Source organism: Sodalis sp. RH14 (assembly GCF_047324285.1).
Classification (GTDB): domain Bacteria; phylum Pseudomonadota; class Gammaproteobacteria; order Enterobacterales; family Enterobacteriaceae; genus Acerihabitans.
Window position 1 is genome coordinate 999,816 of the sequence record NZ_CP178739.1, and the last position, 19,317, is coordinate 1,019,132.

Annotated in this window: 18 protein-coding genes and 1 other annotated feature; of the genes, 12 read left to right on the top strand and 6 right to left on the bottom strand. The window is 56.0% G+C overall.

Going from position 1 to position 19,317, the window contains the following annotated elements; all coding sequences use genetic code 11:
- Positions 1-279 precede the first annotated feature (279 nt).
- Both gshA and luxS read left to right on the top strand, forming a co-directional pair.
- Positions 280-1,842, top strand: coding sequence for a glutamate--cysteine ligase (gene gshA, locus ACL2XQ_RS04390; RefSeq protein WP_410016315.1), 1,563 nt, complete (start codon positions 280-282; stop codon positions 1,840-1,842).
- Between the two features lie 159 nt (positions 1,843-2,001).
- Entirely contained in the window at positions 2,002-2,517 is a 516-nt protein-coding gene (luxS, locus tag ACL2XQ_RS04395) for an S-ribosylhomocysteine lyase (RefSeq protein ID WP_410016314.1), read from the top strand.
- A 94-nt stretch (positions 2,518-2,611) separates the two neighbouring features.
- Here the strand turns inward: luxS and ACL2XQ_RS04400 are convergent, their stop codons facing one another.
- Positions 2,612-3,901, bottom strand: coding sequence for an HlyC/CorC family transporter (locus tag ACL2XQ_RS04400; protein WP_410016313.1), 1,290 nt, complete (start codon positions 3,899-3,901; stop codon positions 2,612-2,614).
- Between the two features lie 71 nt (positions 3,902-3,972).
- On the bottom strand, positions 3,973-4,764 hold the full coding sequence (locus ACL2XQ_RS04405; RefSeq protein ID WP_410016312.1) for an inner membrane protein YpjD: 792 nt from the start codon (positions 4,762-4,764) through the stop codon (positions 3,973-3,975).
- 166 nt (positions 4,765-4,930) lie between these two features.
- Between ACL2XQ_RS04405 and ffh the strand changes: the two genes are divergently transcribed.
- The 7 genes from ffh (at position 4,931) to tyrA (ending at position 11,337) form a co-directional block, all read left to right on the top strand.
- Entirely contained in the window at positions 4,931-6,292 is a 1,362-nt protein-coding gene (gene ffh / locus ACL2XQ_RS04410) for a signal recognition particle protein (protein ID WP_410016311.1), read from the top strand.
- A gap of 124 nt (positions 6,293-6,416) precedes the next feature.
- On the top strand, positions 6,417-6,665 hold the full coding sequence (gene rpsP / locus ACL2XQ_RS04415) for a 30S ribosomal protein S16 (protein WP_162363866.1): 249 nt from the start codon (positions 6,417-6,419) through the stop codon (positions 6,663-6,665).
- Positions 6,666-6,683: 18 nt separating this feature from the next.
- A complete protein-coding gene (gene rimM, locus ACL2XQ_RS04420; protein ID WP_331123112.1) occupies positions 6,684-7,232 on the top strand; it encodes a ribosome maturation factor RimM in 549 nt (182 codons plus the stop codon).
- A gap of 40 nt (positions 7,233-7,272) precedes the next feature.
- On the top strand, positions 7,273-8,025 hold the full coding sequence (trmD, locus tag ACL2XQ_RS04425; protein WP_410016309.1) for a tRNA (guanosine(37)-N1)-methyltransferase TrmD: 753 nt from the start codon (positions 7,273-7,275) through the stop codon (positions 8,023-8,025).
- 66 nt (positions 8,026-8,091) lie between these two features.
- The gene (gene rplS / locus ACL2XQ_RS04430; protein WP_331123114.1) at positions 8,092-8,442 is read left to right on the top strand and encodes a 50S ribosomal protein L19; all 351 of its coding nucleotides are present in this window, start codon (positions 8,092-8,094) and stop codon (positions 8,440-8,442) included.
- 690 nt (positions 8,443-9,132) lie between these two features.
- Positions 9,133-10,209 (top strand): 3-deoxy-7-phosphoheptulonate synthase, encoded by a 1,077-nt coding sequence (locus ACL2XQ_RS04435; protein ID WP_413740087.1) that lies wholly within the window; start codon positions 9,133-9,135, stop codon positions 10,207-10,209.
- Positions 10,210-10,215: 6 nt separating this feature from the next.
- Positions 10,216-11,337 (top strand): bifunctional chorismate mutase/prephenate dehydrogenase, encoded by a 1,122-nt coding sequence (gene tyrA, locus ACL2XQ_RS04440; protein WP_410016307.1) that lies wholly within the window; start codon positions 10,216-10,218, stop codon positions 11,335-11,337.
- A gap of 67 nt (positions 11,338-11,404) precedes the next feature.
- On the opposite strand, the gene pheA is transcribed toward tyrA, so the two are convergent.
- The 4 genes from pheA to bamD form a co-directional block, all read right to left on the bottom strand.
- A complete protein-coding gene (pheA, locus tag ACL2XQ_RS04445) occupies positions 11,405-12,562 on the bottom strand; it encodes a bifunctional chorismate mutase/prephenate dehydratase (RefSeq protein WP_413722188.1) in 1,158 nt (385 codons plus the stop codon).
- Between the two features lie 25 nt (positions 12,563-12,587).
- Positions 12,588-12,713: a sequence feature (Phe leader region), on the bottom strand.
- Entirely contained in the window at positions 12,665-12,712 is a 48-nt protein-coding gene (locus tag ACL2XQ_RS04450; protein WP_218586196.1) for a hypothetical protein, read from the bottom strand. (Overlaps the previous feature by 48 nt.)
- 154 nt (positions 12,714-12,867) lie before the next feature.
- A complete protein-coding gene (gene raiA, locus ACL2XQ_RS04455; RefSeq protein WP_410016305.1) occupies positions 12,868-13,203 on the bottom strand; it encodes a ribosome-associated translation inhibitor RaiA in 336 nt (111 codons plus the stop codon).
- 313 nt (positions 13,204-13,516) lie between these two features.
- A complete protein-coding gene (gene bamD / locus ACL2XQ_RS04460) occupies positions 13,517-14,248 on the bottom strand; it encodes an outer membrane protein assembly factor BamD (RefSeq protein ID WP_410016304.1) in 732 nt (243 codons plus the stop codon).
- A gap of 130 nt (positions 14,249-14,378) precedes the next feature.
- Between bamD and rluD the strand changes: the two genes are divergently transcribed.
- The 3 genes from rluD to clpB all read left to right on the top strand — a co-directional run bounded on the left by rluD (position 14,379) and on the right by clpB (position 18,790).
- Positions 14,379-15,353, top strand: a complete 975-nt coding sequence (gene rluD, locus ACL2XQ_RS04465) for a 23S rRNA pseudouridine(1911/1915/1917) synthase RluD (protein ID WP_410016303.1) — start codon at positions 14,379-14,381, stop codon at positions 15,351-15,353.
- 2 nt (positions 15,354-15,355) lie between these two features.
- On the top strand, positions 15,356-16,087 hold the full coding sequence (yfiH, locus tag ACL2XQ_RS04470; RefSeq protein ID WP_413722189.1) for a purine nucleoside phosphorylase YfiH: 732 nt from the start codon (positions 15,356-15,358) through the stop codon (positions 16,085-16,087).
- Between the two features lie 129 nt (positions 16,088-16,216).
- Positions 16,217-18,790: an ATP-dependent chaperone ClpB gene (gene clpB / locus ACL2XQ_RS04475; protein ID WP_413740088.1), complete on the top strand. Its 2,574-nt coding sequence runs from the start codon at positions 16,217-16,219 to the stop codon at positions 18,788-18,790.
- The last annotated feature ends 527 nt before the right edge of the window (positions 18,791-19,317 follow it).

Below are 19,317 nucleotides of genomic sequence, written 5' to 3' on the forward strand. Positions count from 1 at the left end.
GGCCGGCTTGCCATTGTCATCGCCTGGCGTGCGGCGCCGGCATAAACCATGCTGCTGCCTTCTTATCGCCGCCGCCGTGGCGGCCTGGCGTCCGGTTAAGCGCAAAGCCCGTAATGATCTCTTTATAGTTGGGAAAAGCATTACATTAGGACCTATCAATCCGGTTAACATTTCCGGGACTCACCTGATGATGAATGCGTAAATGATAACGATAGATAGCGATAAACGAGCAGATTCAATTATGCTTACCCAATACAAAATTAACTGCGGGAGGTCAATTTGATCCCGGACGTATCTGAAGCACTTTCATGGCTGGAAGCCAATCCTCATGCGTTGGAGGGGATTCGCCGGGGTGTGGAGCGCGAAACCTTGCGCATCACCGCCAATGGCCGTTTGGCGCAAACCCCGCATCCGGAATCACTGGGCGCGGCGTTGACGCATAAATGGATTACGACGGATTTTGCCGAAGCATTGCTCGAATTTATCACGCCCGTGGACGAAGATATCGATCACCTGCTGGCCTTCTTGCGCGACATCCATCGTCATGTGGCGCGCAATCTTGGCGAAGAACGCATGTGGCCGATGAGCATGCCGTGTTTTATCGATCATAGCCAGCCGATCGAACTGGCTCAATACGGCTCGTCCAATATCGGGTGTTTCAAGACCCTGTACCGCGAAGGCCTGAAGAACCGTTATGGCGCGCTGATGCAGATCATCTCCGGGGTACATTATAATTTTTCGCTACCCCTGGCGTTCTGGCAGGCACGGCTGGGCGTCACGGATGAGCTCAGCGGCAAAGCGGCGATTTCCGACGGGTATCTGCGCCTAATCCGCAACTATTATCGCTTCGGCTGGATAATACCCTATCTGTTCGGGGCGTCGCCGGCGGTCTGTTCTTCATTCCTTGACGGCCGCGAAACCGATTTGCCGTTTGAACGCTCGACATCCGGCATGATTTACCTGCCGTTCGCAACGTCGCTGCGACTGAGCGATCTGGGTTATACCAATAAGTCCCAAAGCCAGCTGGGGATTACCTTCAACCGGATTGACGAGTATATCGCCGCCCTGAAGCGGGCCATCAAGACGCCCTCGGCCGATTACCAGCGTATCGGGTTGGAAAAGAACGGCAAGCGGCTGCAAATCAACACCAACGTACTGCAGATCGAAAACGAACTCTATGCGCCGGTACGCCCCAAGCGTGTGACCCAAAAAGGCGAATCACCTTCCGACGCGTTAGAGCGCGGAGGCATCGAATATATCGAAGTGCGGTCGCTTGATATCAATCCCTTCTCGCCGATCGGCATTGACGAACAACAGGCGCGCTTTCTGGATCTTTTCCTGATTTGGTGTACGCTGGCTGAGGCACCGGAAATGAGCGCGGAGGAGGTGCTGTGCACCCGCACCAACTGGAATAAAGTCATTCTGGAAGGACGCAAACCCGGCCTGACTCTGGGGGTAGACTGTGGTTCACAGCAGGAGCCGCTGGCCGAGATCGGCAAGGCGCTGTTCCGTGATTTGCGCCGTGTGGCGGTCATTCTTGATGGCAATAACCATAATTATCACTACCGCCAGGCCTGCGATAACCTGGTGGCCGGTTTTGACGATCCGGCCCTGACCTTCTCGGCGCGCATTCTTGCGGCGATGAAGGAACATGGCATTGGCGGCCTGGGCTTGATTCTGGCGAATAATTATCGTCAGACCCTGTGCGATGAGCCGTTGGAAATACTGAATGAAGAGCTGTTGGCAAAGGAGCAGGCGCGTTCCTGGCAACGGCAGCGCGAGATTGAAGCGGGTGATAGCGTAAGTTTTGAGCAGTTTGTTGCGCAGCATAACGCCGGCTGAAAAAGAAAAGGCCACAGAGGACTGTGGCCAAATAAACATCTCTGAATACAGGGATGATGATAACAAATGCGCGTCTTTCACTAATTCAGACTCGCGCCAAGGAAAAAAGTTTCCTTACAATGGTAAAAAAAATTAATTTTTTCTAAGAGGAGGTGACGTATGCCACTACTGGATAGCTTTACCGTAGACCACACCCGCATGGCAGCCCCAGCGGTTCGTGTTGCGAAGACCATGAAAACTCCCCATGGCGATACCATCACCGTCTTTGATTTGCGTTTTTGCCGGCCTAACCTGGAAGTGATGCCTGAGCGCGGCATTCACACCCTGGAACATTTATTCGCCGGTTTTATGCGTAATCACCTGAATGGCGACGGTGTGGAAATCGTCGATATTTCCCCCATGGGCTGCCGTACCGGCTTTTATATGAGCCTTATCGGCGCGCCGGATGAAGTGCGTGTCGCCAACGCGTGGAAAGCCGCCATGGCCGATGTGCTGAAAGTCACCGACCAGAACAAAATCCCCGAGTTGAATGAATATCAATGCGGCACCTATCATATGCATTCCCTACCGGAAGCGCAGGAGATTGCCCAGCATATTCTGGACAACGATATCCGGGTGAACCATAACGAGGAACTGGCGCTGCCGAAAGAAAAGCTGGCAGAGCTGCATATCTAAACCCGAGCAGTGCCCGCGGGTGTGATGGGCAAGACAGCTACGCTTCACCCTCCTTGCCCATGATACCCGCCCCCGGCCTGTGGGCCGGTTTAAGCTAGGCTTCGTCCACGCCCTTTTTAAAGGCCTTCAGCGGCGTAATGCGCACCTGCTTGATCATATTGTCCTGCACCGCCATGATTTCAATCTTGTAGCTATCTATCTGGGTATGCGTGCCCACCGGCGGGATATCCTGCAGCGCTTCGAGCAGCATGCCGTTAACCGTGCGCGCCTCGGCTTCCGGCAGCGTCCAGTTAAAGGCTTTATTCAGTTCGCGGATATTGGCGCCGCCGTCGATCAAGACCGACCCGTCGCTTTGCGGTATCACTTCCTCCGCCAGGGTGGGGGACATGGACGTGGTAAAGTCGCCGACAATCTCCTCCAGTATGTCCTCGACCGTCACCAGTCCCTGGATATCCCCGTATTCATCGACGATAAGACCGACCTTTTCCTTGTTCCGCTGGAATTTCACCAACTGGATATTCAGCGGCGTGCCCTCGGGAATGTAGTAGATCTCATCGGCGGCGCGCAGCAGGTTTTCCTTGGTGAATTCCTGCTTCTCCGTCATCAGGCGGTAGGCTTCGCGCACCCGCAGCATGCCGATGGCATCGTCGAGATTATCGCGGTACAGCACGATGCGTCCGTGGGGCGAGTGGGTCAGCTGGCGGATGATATTGCGCCATTCATCGTTGACGTTGATACCGACAATTTCATTGCGCGGCACCATAATGTCGCCGACGCTCACCTTTTCCAAATCCAGTACCGAGAGCAGCATGTCCTGGTTGCGCCGCGAAATCAGCGAGCGGGACTCATTGAAGATGGATCGCAGTTCATCCTTGCTCAGGGCGTCGTTCAGATTAGACGGGACTTTAATGCCCATGATGCGCATCAGGAGGCGGGTAATGATATTCAGCAGCCAGACCAGCGGCATCATGATTTTTTGCAGCGGCGCCAGCAGCAGGCTGCTGGGCAGGGCAATATGCTCTGGGTACAGCGCCGCCACCGTTTTTGGCAGCACTTCGGCGAACAGCAGGATGACAAAAGTCAGGATGCCGGTGGCGATCGCCACGCCGATATCGCCGTACAGGCGCATGCCGACGATGGTGGCCAGCGCCGAGGCCAGGATATTCACCAGGTTATTGCCAATCAATACCAGGCTCAACAGTCGGTCGGTACGGCGCAGTAACTTCTCGACGCGCCGGGCGGCGCGGTTGCCCTGTTTGGCCAGGTGTCGCAGGCGGTAACGGTTGAGCGTCATCATGCCGGTTTCAGAGGCCGAAAAATAGGCGGACACCAGTACCATAATCACCAGGATAATTATCAGCGTACTGGTTGAAACATGTTCCAACGTGGGCATTCCTTGTAGGGGTGAATAAAGCGGTTAACGACCAGCCGTAACGGGTGGTCGTTGACTTCTCGCTAGCCGGCCAGAATATTCTGCCAAATGCGGCTGCCGAAATAGGCCAGGGTCAGCAACAGCACGCCGACCAAACTCAGCCATACCACGCGGCGCCCGCGCCAGCCTTTACGATAATGGCCCCACAATAAAACAATATAGACCAACCAGGCGACGAAGGAGAGCACTGCTTTATGCAGATTCTCACCGCTGAACATATTTTGCATATACAGCAGGCCGGTGCTCAGGGTCAGCGTAAGCAGCACCACCCCGACCTGGGTAATATGGAACATCTTGCGCTCAATGCCCATCAGCGGCGGCATATCGGCGCTGAATGTCAGCCGTTTTGTCTTGAGCAGATGATCCAGCCAGGCCAGTTGGAAGGCGTATAAAGCGGCGATGATCAGCACCGCATAAGAAAACAGCGCCAGGCCGATATGGATCAGCAGCCCCGGAGTGGCCTCGAGATGGGTGATAAATTCGCCGGGCATCAGGGTGGAGGCGGCCAAATGAATCATGGCGAAAATATACACCACCGGCAGCAGAAACCAGCCGCGGTTACGCGCGGCGACGATGGTCATGACAATGGCTATCAGCAGGCTCACCAGGGAGCCGATATTCAGCAGGCTCAGGTTCTGGCCGGCATGAACGCCGAATATACGCAAATACAACGTGCAGGCGTGGCAAATCAGCGCCACCGCGGCGGACAGCAGCGCCAGGCGGCGATAGGCGTCGTTCCTGCGCAAAACGGTGGGCAGGATCAGGCCGAGACTTACGGCGTAGGCAACAAAAGCCAGTAGGGCAATCCAGGACATATCGCAAATAGGCTTTGGCAAGGAATAAAGAGGCGACCAGTATAGCCTCAGCGGCGTCCCGCACCAAACGTTCTCGTCGCGGGGCAGCGATCTGCCGCTGCTTCGTGTTATACTCGCCGGCAATAATGTCGCACAAGCGGCCGGACTCCAGGTTGAGTAAAGAACGATGTTTGAAAATTTATCCGACAGATTATCGCGCTCGTTGCGCAATATCAGCGGCCGGGGCCGCCTGACAGAAGAGAACATTAAAGATACCCTGCGCGAGGTGCGCCTGGCGCTGCTCGAAGCCGACGTGGCTCTGCCCGTGGTGCGTGATTTTATCAATCGGGTAAAAGAGCGCGCGGTCGGGCAGGAAGTCAATAAAAGCCTGACGCCGGGCCAGGAATTCGTCAAAATCGTGCGTACCGAGCTGGTCAGCGCGATGGGCGAGGAAAACAGCGAACTCAACCTGGCGGCTCAACCGCCGGCGGTGGTGCTGATGGCGGGCCTGCAAGGGGCCGGTAAAACCACAAGCGTCGCCAAGCTTGGCAAATACCTGCGCGAAAAGCATAAGAAAAAAGTGCTGGTGGTGTCCGCCGACGTTTATCGGCCGGCGGCCATCAAACAGCTGGAAACCCTGGCTGAGACGGTGGGCGTGGATTTTTTCCCGTCCGATGCCGGCCAACGGCCCATTGATATCGTCAAGCAGGCGTTGCAGCAGGCAAAGCTGAAATTCTACGACGTGTTGCTGGTGGATACCGCCGGCCGTTTGCACGTCGATGAAGCCATGATGGACGAGATCAAGCAGATCCACGCGGCCGTGGTGCCGGTGGAGACGCTGTTCGTCGTCGACGCCATGACCGGCCAGGACGCCGCCAATACCGCCAAGGCGTTTAACGAGGCGCTGCCCCTCACCGGCGTGATTCTGACCAAGGTCGACGGCGACGCGCGCGGCGGGGCGGCGTTGTCCATTCGCCATATCACCGGCAAACCGATTAAATTCATGGGCGTGGGGGAAAAAACCGACGCCCTGGAGCCATTCTACCCGGAACGCATCGCCGGACGGATCCTGGGCATGGGCGACGTACTGTCGTTAATCGAGGATATCGAAAGCAAGGTCGACCGCGTCCAGGCTGAAAAGCTGGCTAATAAGCTGAAAAAGGGCGATGGTTTCGATTTAACCGATTTTCTCGACCAGCTTAAGCAAATGCGTAGTATGGGCGGCATGGCCAGCATGATGAGCAAGCTGCCCGGCGCCGGCCAACTGCCGGCCAATGTTAAATCGCAAATGGACGACAGCGTCCTGGTGCGCATGGAGGCTATCATCAATTCCATGACGTTCAAGGAGCGCGCGCAGCCTGAGATTATCAAAGGGTCGCGTAAACGCCGTATCGCCACCGGCTGTGGTTTGCAGGTGCAGGACGTAAACCGTATGCTCAAGCAGTTCGACGATATGCAGCGTATGATGAAAAAGATGAAGAAGGGCGGAATGGCGAAAATGCTGCGCGGCATGAAAGGCATGATGCCGCCCGGATTCACCGGGCGTTAACTATCGATTGCTTTTTGCCCCAAAACGCGTAGAATTTCGGAGCTTTTTATACTACTGCTTTAAATGGCAACTGGGCCCCGTTCCTCGATGGGGCCCGGTTGTTTTATTAACTAAAGAGGATGTTATGGTAACAATTCGTTTGGCACGTGGCGGCGCAAAAAAACGCCCGTTTTATCAAATCGTCGTGACTGACAGCCGCAATGCGCGTGATGGTCGCTTTATTGAACGTATTGGCTTCTACAACCCGATCGCTTCCGGTCAGGCTGAAGGCCTGCGTTTAGACCTGGATCGCATCGAGCATTGGGTCGGCCAGGGCGCCACCGTTTCAGAACGCGTTTCTGGTCTTATCAAAGACGCGAAGAAAGCGGCTTAAAGGATCTCGGTGGCGGCTATGAGCAAACAAATCCGTACCGCAATTCCCACCAACCCCATTATCGTGGGCAAAATGGGATCGACGTATGGCATTCGCGGTTGGCTCAGAGTGTTTTCTTCCACTGAAGAATCCGAAAGCATTTTTGATTACCAGCCCTGGTTTATCAAACGGGCGGGTGAGTGGCAGTGTATCGAGCTGGAAGGCTGGAAGCGCCACAGTCAGGATTTGATCATCAAGGTCAAAGGCATGGAAGACCGGGAAGCGGCGGCTCTGCTGACGAACTGTGAAATCGTCGTGGATTCAACGCAGCTGCCGGCTCTGGACGCGGGTGATTATTACTGGAAAGACCTTACGGGTTGCCGGGTAGTAACCACTGCGGGCTACGAGCTGGGCGGCGTCATTGATATGATGGAAACCGGCTCTAACGATGTCATGGTGGTAAAAGCCAACCTGAAAGATGCCTTCGGTATCCAGGAGCGGTTGATTCCGTTCCTCGACGGACAGGTTATCAAAAAGGTGGATCTCGGCGCTCATGTGATTGAGGTCGATTGGGATCCAAGTTTTTGAGCCCCGGTGGTAAAACAGTGATAATGGGTGGAACGGCGTTATGTGGATTGGTGTTATCAGCCTGTTTCCCGAAATGTTTCGCGCCATCACTGATTACGGGGTAACTGGCCGGGCAGTGAAAAACGGCCTGCTGAGTATGCAGTGCTGGAGTCCGCGTGATTTCACGCACGACAGGCATCGTACCGTGGACGAACGCCCGTATGGCGGCGGACCGGGCATGCTGATGATGGTGCAGCCCTTGCGGGACGCGATTCACGAGGCAAAAAAACAAGCAGGCGCCGGGGCGAAGGTTATTTATCTTTCCCCGCAGGGACGTAAGCTCGATCAGCAAGGTGTGAGCGAGCTGGCCGCCAACCCGAAGATGATTCTGGTGTGCGGCCGTTATGAAGGTATAGACGAGCGGCTGATAGCCACCGAAATTGATGAAGAATGGTCAATCGGTGATTATGTGCTCAGCGGCGGTGAATTGGCGGCCATGGCGCTGATTGATTCCGTCTCCCGGTTTATTCCGGGGGTATTGGGTCATGAGGCCTCGGCGGCGGAGGACTCCTTCGCCGAGGGCTTGCTGGACTGTCCGCACTATACCCGTCCCGAAGAGTTGGCAGGCATGGAGGTTCCGCCGGTGTTACTGTCGGGCAACCATGCGCAGATACGCCGCTGGCGTTTGAAACAGTCACTGGGCCGTACCTGGCTTAGAAGACCTGAACTTCTGGAAAGCCTAGCTCTGACTGACGAGCAAGCAAAGTTGCTGGCTGAGTTCCAACGGGAATATCAGCCCGAGCGACAAAACTAATAGGGGTATGCCAGCCTTGTTGCTGACAGCCCGAACACTCAGTTTACCTAGGGTAAGAGACCTATTATGAGCAACATTATTAAACAGATTGAAGAAGAACAGATGAAGCAGGACGTACCTGCATTCCGTCCGGGTGATTCCGTGGAAGTGAAGGTATGGGTTGTTGAAGGCAGCAAAAAACGTCTGCAGGCATTCGAGGGCGTGGTTATCGCTATTCGTAACCGCGGTCTGCATTCTGCATTCACTGTTCGCAAAATTTCCAATGGCGAAGGTGTTGAGCGTGTGTTCCAGACTCATTCACCGGTTATCGACAGCATCACGGTTAAACGCCGTGGCGCCGTGCGTCAGGCCAAACTGTATTACCTGCGTGAACGTACTGGTAAGTCTGCGCGTATCAAAGAACGTCTTAACGCCTAGTACGCTTTCGCAACATCCGAAAGCATTTAGTTATCAAAGGCCGGCCGGTAGGCCGGCCTTTTTTCTCTTTTTTACCTTACCCTGCAAAAAATTTCTGTATTGGTTTATTACGTGATCCAGCGACCTGTAATCCTCGTCTGTGCTGTTTTCACTGTCCCGCGCTAAGGCCTCTCAGGCAATCGACAGGGTCGATTTGCGCGCTGCCGGACCCTCACCCCGCCATATCGTTAGCGCACGATAGACATTCCTTCGGCGCTATCGGGAATACTCCTGTTTTGCAGCGGATGGCGAAAGCTGATTAAAGGGAGTGGCCGAAGGTGATCACCGATTCCGATCTGACTTTGCGGCGTGCGCGGCGGCACGTTGTTCAATGGGTTTATCGTAAATATATATTTACAGTAAAATGATTTTAGCCTGAAGTTTACGTCCACATAGAGGATGGGTAAAATCAGCCTATGCGGTAAATTTGTTATAATATATTGTAAATAAAGGTTTTTTGTTTGATGGGGTAGGGCGGTGTTCGCGCGGTGTCGCCCCGTTTACGCGGATGCTAAAAAGGAATACGATTGGTACCATAATATTTACACATATGGATTGAAAACTTTACGGAGCATGGTATGGTATAGCCCATACGCAGCGGGAATACGCTTTTGCGACCCGCGGCAATAACCTCTGGTCAGGACTTCTCTCATGCAAAAAGACGCGCTCAATAATGTTCATATCCTTGATGAACAAGTGATGATAACGCCGGAAGAACTAAAACGGCAGTTCCCTTTAACCGATGCCGAGCAGCAGGCTATCGCCACGGCGCGGCAAACCATTGCCGATATTATCCACGGCCGCGATCCCCGGCTGCTGGTGGTATGCGGCCCCTGTTCCATCCATGACCTGGATTCGGCGCTTGACTATGCCCGGCGGCTGACGGAACTGTCGGCGGAGCTGAGCGATCAGCTGTATATCGTTATGCGCGTCTATTTTGAAAAACCCCGCACCACCGTGGGCTGGAAGGGCCTGATTAACGACCCGTACATGGACAACTCCTTCGACGTGGAGGCCGGCCTGAAAATTGCCCGCGGCCTGCTGCTGGATTTGGTGCGCATGGGCCTGCCGCTGGCCACCGAGGCGCTGGATCCGAACAGCCCGCAGTATCTTGGCGATCTGTTCAGCTGGTCCGCCATCGGCGCGCGCACCACCGAGTCCCAGACCCATCGTGAAATGGCCTCCGGCCTGTCGATGCCGGTCGGTTTTAAAAACGGCACCGACGGCAGCCTGGCGACCGCCATCAATGCCATGCGCGCCGCCGCCATGCCGCACCGCTTTGTGGGCATCAACCAGGCGGGGCAGGTAGCGCTACTGCAAACCCGCGGTAATCCTGACGGGCACGTCATTCTACGCGGCGGCAAGCAGCCCAATTACCATGCCGCCGACATTGCCGACTGTGAACAGCAGATGGCCAAGGCCGGTCTTAACGCGGCGCTGATGATTGATTGCAGCCATGGCAATTCCAATAAAGATTATCGTCGCCAGGGCGAGGTGGCGCAATCGGCGCTGGCGCAAATCAAGGCGGGAAACCGTTCCATTATCGGCCTGATGCTGGAAAGCCATATACACGAAGGCAACCAGTCCTCCGAGCAGCCCCGAGCCGCTATGCGCTATGGCGTATCGGTAACGGACGCCTGTATCAATTGGCAAAGTACCGATACACTGTTACGACAACTGCACAATGAACTGCGCGGCGTCCTGGCGGGACGGCTGGCGGGAGAATAAGAGCGTATGGTAGCGGAGCTTAACGCGTTACGGGATCAGATTGATGAAGTGGATAAGTCCTTATTAGCTTTGCTGGCCCGGCGGCTGCAGCTGGTGGCCGAGGTGGGCGAGGTGAAAAGCCGTTACGGTCTGCCGATTTATGCCCCCGATCGCGAGGCGGCCATGCTGGCGTCGCGCCGGCAAGAGGCGGCGGCGCAGGGTGTGCCGCCTGATTTGATCGAGGATGTGCTAAGACGCGTGATGCGCGAATCCTATTCCAGCGAAAACGATAAGGGTTTCAAATCGCTTTGTCCGCAGCTGCGACCGGTGGTGATTGTCGGCGGCGGCGGCCAGATGGGCGGGCTGTTTAAAAAAATGCTGCAGCTCTCCGGTTACCAGGTCAGGATCCTGGAACAGGATGACTGGGCGCGGGCATCGGAACTGTTGGCGGACGCGGGCATGGTGATCGTCAGTGTGCCCATCCACCTGACGGTCGAGGTCATTGAGCGCCTGCCGCCGTTGCCGGAGGACTGTATCCTGCTGGATCTGGCGTCGATAAAAAACGCACCGCTACAAGCGATGCTGGCCGCCCATAACGGGCCGGTTTTGGGACTGCATCCCATGTTCGGTCCCGACAGCGGCAGCCTGGCCAAGCAGGTGGTAGTCTATTGCGATGGCCGGCAGCCTGAGGCCTATCAATGGCTGCTGGAACAAATCCAGGTATGGGGCGCCCGGCTGCACCGCACCAGCGCCGTGGAGCACGACCAGAATATGGCGTTTATCCAGGCGCTGCGCCATTTCGCCACCTTTGCTTATGGCATGCACCTGGCGGAAGAGAATGTCGAGCTGGAACAGCTGCTGGCCTTGTCGTCGCCGATATACCGCCTGGAGCTGGCGATGATCGGACGCTTATTTGCCCAGGATCCGCAATTGTATGCGGACATTATTATGTCCTCGGAAAGTAACCTGGCGCTGATTAAGCGTTATTACCAGCGCTTCGGCGAGGCCATTTCCTTGCTGGAGCAAGGGGATAAACAGGCGTTTATCGCCCGCTTTAAAAAGATAGAGCATTGGTTCGGCCGCTACGCCCAAAGCTTTCTGGAGGAAAGTCGCTTGCTGCTGCGCCAGGCCAATGATATCCGCAAATAGCCGGGTTCAACCAACGCAGGGCCATGTGATATGGCCCGTTTCATGTCAGCGCCAGTGAGCGCGCGATTTATTGTGGATCGACCGGCACCACGTTTTCCGACGGGTAGCAACCCAGCACTTTCAGCGACCGGGTGATGGCCTGTAGCCCGATCAACGCCTTTTGCATCGCCGCGCCGCGTAAATTAGCCTGTACGTCGATATAAAACATCTCTTCGCGCGGATTGCCGTGAATGGGCCGCGACTCCAGCCGCGTCATCACAATACCCTGATCGCGCAGCACCAGCAGCGCCTCCACCAGCGCGCCGGACTGCTGGCCGGTGGCCATAATCAGGGTGGTCTTGGCCGGTACCTGCTCGGACACGTCAATCGCCTTGCGCGCCAGCACAATAAAGCGGGTGAAATTTTGCTGTTGATTGGCCAGATTGTGTTCCAGCACCTGCAGGCCGTACAACGCGCCGCCAGGGCCGCTGCCGAGCGCCGCCGCATGCGGGGAGCGCAGCGCCGCCACTTTTTCCATGGCGGCGGCGGTGCTTTCGCAATACTCAATCTTCCACTGCGGATAGCGGCTGATAAACTGGCTGCACTGCTGGAACGGCTGCGGATGGCTATACACCACCTCTATTTGGTCGAGACTGCTCTCGCCGGTGACCAGCATACAGTGATCGATGGGATTGGTCAGTTCCCCCACCAAGGAGAGATGGGTATGTTGCAGCAGGTCGTAGACGTCGTTAATGGATCCTGAGCTGCTGTTTTCAATGGGCAGCACGCCATAATCGGCCTGGCCGGTCTCCACCATCTGGATGATGTCGGGAAACTTCTGGCAACCGCATTCCACCACCTGATCAAAATAGCGTGCGCCGTATTGCCGCGCGGCCAGATGTGAATAAGAGCCTTTCGGCCCCAAAAAAGCGATGCGTGCCGAGCGCTCCAGGGTTTGGTTCAGGTTGGATTGCAACAGTGCCTGCTGGGTCAGCACGGAATCTTCGATAATCAGCTGAAACAGCCGCGTAATATAAAATCCGTCGAGATTGAGTTTTTTGCCTTCCGTGACCAGGTGTTCCAGCAGCATCCGTTCACGTTCCTTATCGCGGATGGGACGGTGGGTGGTTAATTTGCTGCGCGCCACGTCGAGCGCCAGCCCGCGTCTTTCCGCCAGCAGTGATAACAGCTTTAAATCCAGTGCGCTGATGCGTTCGCGCAGTGCCAATAATGGGTTGTCGCTCATGTTGTTAGCTACCTTTCAATCGGTCATAAAAAAAGCCTCCTGTTTTCAGGAGGCTTTTTTGTTCGTCTTCGTATTCTTTCTCATAGGACGACGGCCTCCCGTTCAGGGGAAGATAAAAAAGAAGGCGAAGAAAAACGGTGTGGTATGCATGGTATCGACTTTGTAATTATCCGGAGGCTTACAGTAACCGCTGGCTTTTCATTCTGTCAATATAAAACGCGCCATTAAGGCGCGTTATGATCGTTGTATCGGCTATCCAGGCCTGCCCGCTGCCGGGATGGGATCATCGCCCGGCCGGCATGCGGTTATTCTTCGACAATGTTTGTCGCGGCGGTCTTGACGCATTCCGCGGCGCGGCGGGCTTCGCCCTTATGCTGTACCTTATTGAGCTGGCGTTCCAGCTTGGTAATCAGTTCGTTGATGGCAGCATACATGTCCTGGTTGCTGGCGCTGGCGACTAATTGCCCGTTAGGCGTATTGAGGGTGGCATCGGCCACAAATCCCTGAGGTTGCTTGGAGAGGATTATATGAGGATTTATCAGTTGGGTCTGCCATTTAGCCAGTTTAGCCAGGCGTTCTTCCGCATGTTGACGAATGGCCGGAGTAATATCCATTTGCTTACTGGTAATATTGATAATCATATCACTACCTCTCTACCTATTTCCGTCTACGTAATTTAAGCATACCCCCAGAATGACGGGAAAGTGTGATTTATGTCACTTATTTTTCGGGGTTGAGCGGGCGATCACAGGTTTTGTGACACCCTCGCGCTAAAGCGGGCGCGAGGCTTGAGTGTTGCGGATGAATGGGGCATTATCGAATGGATAAGTCAGGTGGCGTCCTGTCGATTTATCCCGCCCAAGCCCTCCCCAATTTCCTTTTTAATGCCCCGTCCTGACCAAAAAAAACGGTAGCCGAAGCTACCGGGATTTCGTTGTCGGCGTGCGCCGGTAATCAGGCTGGATTGGCGCTGATGACTTTTGCCACTTTGTCGGCCTGTCCCTGAAGCTGCAACTGCCGGTAAGCATTTTGCATCAAAGGCAGCGCGTCGCGTGTGGCCTGGGCGTCGGGGAAATCACGCAGCATCTGCTCGACCCGGTTGACCACCGCGACATAGGCGCCGCGTTTGGTGTAAAACTGTACGACGGCCAGCTCATACTTAGCCAGGCGATCCTTCAGATAAACCAGACGTTTGCCGGCATCCGTGGCATACTGACTGTTCGGATAGCCGCGAACCAGTTGCGTAAAATCACGATAGGCCGCGCGGGCATGCTCCGGGTCGCGGTCGGAACGATCCACGCCGAAGAACCCTTGCAATGCGCTGTCGTCCAGCGCCATATCTGTCAGGCCACGCATGTAGAGGACATAGTCGACGTTTGGATGCGTCGGATTCAGGCGCAGAAAACGATCGATCGAGGCTTGGGCTAAAGTGAGATCCGCCGATTTATAATAGGCATAAATCAAGTCAAGCTGAACCTGCTGCGCATAGGGACCGAACGGATAGCGGTTATCCAGTGCTTCCAGTTCCCTGATGGCTCCCTTATAGTTGCCGTCCTGCAATTTGAGCTGTGCGGAAGCATAAATCTCGGCGGGCGGATTATCCGGAACGGGATCCTTGGAACTGGAGCAACCGACCAGCATCAGGCTCAATGTGGCTGCTGCCACCAGATATTTCATACGCATCATGACGTTTTGCTTATCCTCGAGTGTTATTCCGGGAGACTGTCCGTTAAGCTCCCGAATGAGACCAGCTACAATAGCATATTATTCTAAACGGCATTGCCGTGAAAACCCTTTGATAACGAAGAAGCTGCATATGGCACAACAACTACTACTCACCGGTGTGGTGAATGAATCACAACTCGGGCAACGATTAGATCAGGCTTTGGCCGAAATGTTCCCTGATTATTCCCGATCGCGCATAAAAGTCTGGATTCTGGATGGACTGGTTCAGGTTAACGGGATCGTGCTCCCAACGCCGAAAGAAAAGGTGCTGGGAGGAGAAAACATTGAAATCAATGCGGTTCTTGAAGAGGACACGCGCTGGGCGGCCCAGGATATCGCCCTGAATATCGTCTATGAAGACGACGATATCATGGTGCTGAATAAACCCCGCGATTTGGTGGTGCATCCCGGCGCCGGCAATGCCGACGGCACTATCCTGAACGCGTTGCTGCATTATTTTCCGCCGATTGCCGAAGTTCCCCGGGCCGGCATCGTCCATCGCCTGGATAAGGATACCACCGGGCTGATGGTGGTCGCCAAGACGGTTCCGGCGCAGACCCGGCTGGTGGAATCCCTGCAGGCGCGGGAAATTACCCGTGAATATGAAGCGGTGGCCATCGGCAATATGACCGCCGGCGGCACGGTGGAGCAGCCGATTTCCCGCCATCCCAGCAAGCGTACCCATATGGCGGTGAGCCCGATGGGCAAACCCGCGGTCACCCATTATCGCATCATGGAGCATTTCCGTGTGCATACCCGTCTGCGGCTGCGGCTGGAAACCGGCCGCACCCATCAGATCCGGGTGCATATGGCGCATATCAACCATCCTCTGGTGGGCGACCCTTTATACGGCGGCCGGCCGCGTCCGCCCAAAGGCGCCTCCGACGCCTTTGTCGCACTGTTGCGCGGCTTCGATCGCCAGGCGCTCCATGCCACCATGTTGCGCCTGTATCATCCCATCACCTCCATTGAAATGGAATGGCATGCGCCGCTGCCGCAGGATATGGTGGATTTGATCGCTGCGATGCAGGCGGACGTCGCGATGGCCAACGAGCAGATGGAATAACCATGAGCCGGCCGATCGTCCCCGACTGGCCCGCGCCCGCCAACGTGCGCGCCTGTTCCACCACCCGCCGTGGCGGGGTAAGCCATCCGCCCTACGACTCGCTTAACCTGGGCGATCATGTCGGCGACGATGCGGACGCGGTGGCGGAAAACCGGCAACGGCTGATTGCGCTGGCGGGACTGCCCGCCGCGCCGCGCTGGCTGCAACAGGTCCATGGCACCGACGTCGCTACGCTGACCGGGGACGCGCCGGCGCTTAACCAGGCCGATGCGGCCTATACCCGCGAGATCGGGCAGGTCTGTGCGATCATGACCGCCGATTGTCTGCCGGTGCTGTTCTGCGATCGCGCCGGCACGGAGGTGGCGGCCGCCCATGCGGGCTGGCGGGGTTTATGCGCCGGCATCCTGGAAAATACGCTGGCGGGATTCCATGCCGACGCCGGTTCGATCATGGCCTGGCTTGGACCGGCCATCGGCCCGGCCTCGTTTGAGGTCGGCGCTGAGGTTAAGGCGGCGTTTGTTGACCGGGATCCGCAGGCTGCGGACGCTTTTCTTCCCCATGGCGATAAATATCTCGCCGATATCTATCACCTGGCCCGATTGCGGCTGCGCGCCGCCGGCGTTGGCCAGATCTATGGCGGGGATCGCTGTACTGTGACCCAGGCAGCATCATATTTCTCCTATCGGCGCGATGGTGTCACTGGACGTATGGCAACTTTGGTCTGGCTGATATAATCTCTTTCACCAAGACGGTCCATGGCGGATAAGCGGTATCTCCCACTTATTTGGCGAAATATCCTTGAATTTTAAATAAACGACCTTATTTAATCTCCAGTAGCAATTTTGACCAATATGGGAGGAGTTATGCGCTTGGATCGTCTTACCAATAAATTCCAGCTTGCCCTCGCCGACGCTCAATCACTAGCGCTTGGGCGCGACAATCAATTTATCGAACCGCTTCACGTCATGCAGGCCTTGCTTAACCAGGAGGGCGGCACGGTGCGTCCGTTGCTGCAATCCGCGGGCATCAACCCCGGGCCGTTGCGCACCGAGATTGAAAAAGCCATCGAGCGCCTGCCCCAGGTGGAAGGCACCGGCGGCGACGTGCAGCCTTCCCAGGATCTGGTGCGGGTACTGAACCTGTGCGACAAACTGGCGCAAAAACGCGCCGATAGTTTTATTTCGTCCGAACTGTTCGTGCTGGCGGCGCTTGATTCGCGCGGGACCCTGGCGGATTTGCTCAAATCAGCCGGCGCGAGCACGGAAAAAATCACCCAGGCTATCGAGCAAATGCGGGGCGGGGACAACGTGAACGATCAAGGTGCCGAAGATCAACGGCAGGCATTAAAAAAATATACCATCGATCTGACCGAGCGGGCGGAGCTCGGCAAACTGGACCCGGTTATCGGCCGTGACGAGGAAATCCGGCGCACGATCCAGGTCCTGCAGCGCCGCACCAAGAATAATCCGGTGTTAATCGGCGAGCCGGGGGTGGGTAAAACCGCCATCGTCGAAGGACTGGCGCAGCGTATCATTAACGGCGAAGTGCCCGAAGGCATGAAAAACAGCCGGGTGCTGTCATTGGATATGGGCTCGCTGGTGGCCGGGGCAAAATATCGCGGGGAGTTCGAGGAACGCCTGAAAGGGGTGCTGAGCGATCTGTCGAAACAGGAAGGCCACATTATCCTGTTTATCGATGAGCTGCACACCATGGTCGGCGCCGGTAAAGCCGACGGGGCGATGGATGCCGGCAATATGCTTAAACCCGCGCTGGCGCGCGGCGAGCTGCATTGCGTCGGCGCCACTACGCTCAATGAGTACCGGCAGTATATCGAGAAGGACGCCGCGCTGGAGCGCCGGTTCCAGAAAGTATTTGTCGCCGAACCGAGCGTGGAGGATACCATCGCCATCCTGCGCGGCCTGAAAGAACGCTATGAGCTGCATCACCATGTGCAGATCACCGACCCGGCCATCGTGGCCGCGGCGACGCTGTCCCATCGCTATATTTCCGATCGGCAACTGCCGGATAAGGCTATCGACCTGATAGACGAAGCGGCCTCCAGCATCCGTATTCAAATGGATTCCAAACCGGAGGCGCTGGACCGTCTTGAACGGCGTATTATCCAGCTTAAGCTTGAGCAACAGGCGCTGAAGAAGGAATCCGACGACGCCAGCATCAAACGGCTGGAGATGCTGGAAGCCGAACTGTCGCAGAAGGAACGGGAGTATTCCGAACTGGAAGAAGAGTGGAAAGCCGAAAAAGCCTCGCTTTCCGGTACCCAGTCCCTGAAAGCGGAGCTGGAGCAGGCGAAGCTTTCCATTGAGCAGGCCAGGCGGGTAGGGGATTTGGCGCGCATGTCCGAATTACAGTACGGTAAGATCCCCGAACTGGAAAAACAGTTGGCGGCGGCGGCCCAGGCGGAAGGCAAAACCATGCGCCTGCTGCGCAACCGGGTCACCGATGTCGAGATTGCCGAAGTCCTGGCGCGCTGGACCGGTATTCCGGTCTCGCGCATGCTGGAAAGCGAACGTGACAAACTGGTGCGCATGGAACAGGAACTGCACCATCGGGTCATCGGCCAGAACGAGGCGGTGGAGGCCGTGTCCAACGCCATCAGGCGCAGCCGCGCCGGATTGGCGGACCCCAACCGGCCCATCGGTTCGTTTATGTTCCTCGGTCCGACCGGGGTGGGTAAAACCGAGCTGTGCAAAGCGTTGGCGACCTTCTTGTTTAGCAGCGACGACGCCATGGTACGTATCGACATGTCGGAATTTATGGAGAAGCACTCTGTTTCGCGGCTGGTGGGCGCGCCTCCGGGATATGTCGGTTATGAGGAAGGCGGTTATCTGACGGAAGCCGTTCGCCGCCGCCCTTATTCGGTTATCCTGCTCGATGAAATCGAAAAGGCGCATCCCGATGTGTTCAATATCCTGCTGCAGGTGCTGGACGACGGGCGCTTAACCGACGGTCAGGGGCGTACGGTGGATTTCCGCAATACGGTGGTGATCATGACCTCCAACCTGGGGTCCGATATTATCCAGGAGCGGTTTGGCCAGATGAACTATCAGGAAATGAAAGATATGGTGCTGGGTGTGGTCAGCCATCATTTCCGTCCGGAATTCATTAACCGGGTCGATGAAGTGGTGGTCTTCCATCCCCTGGGTCGCGAGCATATCGCTGACATCGCGCAAATCCAGCTGCAGCGTCTGTACAAACGGTTGGAAGATCGCGGCTACAGCATGACGCTGAGCGCCGAGGCGCTGGCGCTGCTCAGCGAGGAGGGGTTCGATCCGGTATACGGCGCGCGGCCGCTGAAACGCGCTATCCAGCAGGAAATAGAAAACCCGCTGTCGCAGCAGATGTTGTCAGGTACGCTTATCCCGGGCGTCCCCATCCGGCTGGAAGTGGAAAACGGCCATATCGTGGCCAGGCAATAACCGCATATCGCAATAACCTGGCAAAAAAGCCCCGCCGTGTTCTGTTCACGGCGGGGCTTTTTTACTATGTCCGGCCTGCTGTTTGGTCGCACCGGGCATTCATATCCGTATCGATCGCCACCGTCCCCGTGATGCTTGGCTTGACCCCGGCCGCTTGACCGCGCCTTCTGCGGGCTGGATAAAACGCCGTTTACCCACGTTTTGCGCTAATATTGAGCACTTGAAATTTTTTTTCGAAATAGCCCTTGTCACCTGCGAGAAAGTCCCTATAATGCGCCTCCACTGACCGGGAACAAACGCTAACGCGATGCCGGGTCGGGAAGGGAAAAGCGCCCGGTTCGGGCAAATAAAAGCTTGACTCTTCAGCGGGAAAACGTAATATACGCAACCCGCGCCAGGTGAGATTGATGCACGCTGGCCATGCTCTTTAACAATTTATCAGACAATCTGTGTGGGCACTCACAAGACCGTATCGAAACACAAAAATACCAAGTCTTGAAGAGTGAACAAACAGTTAATTCATAAGA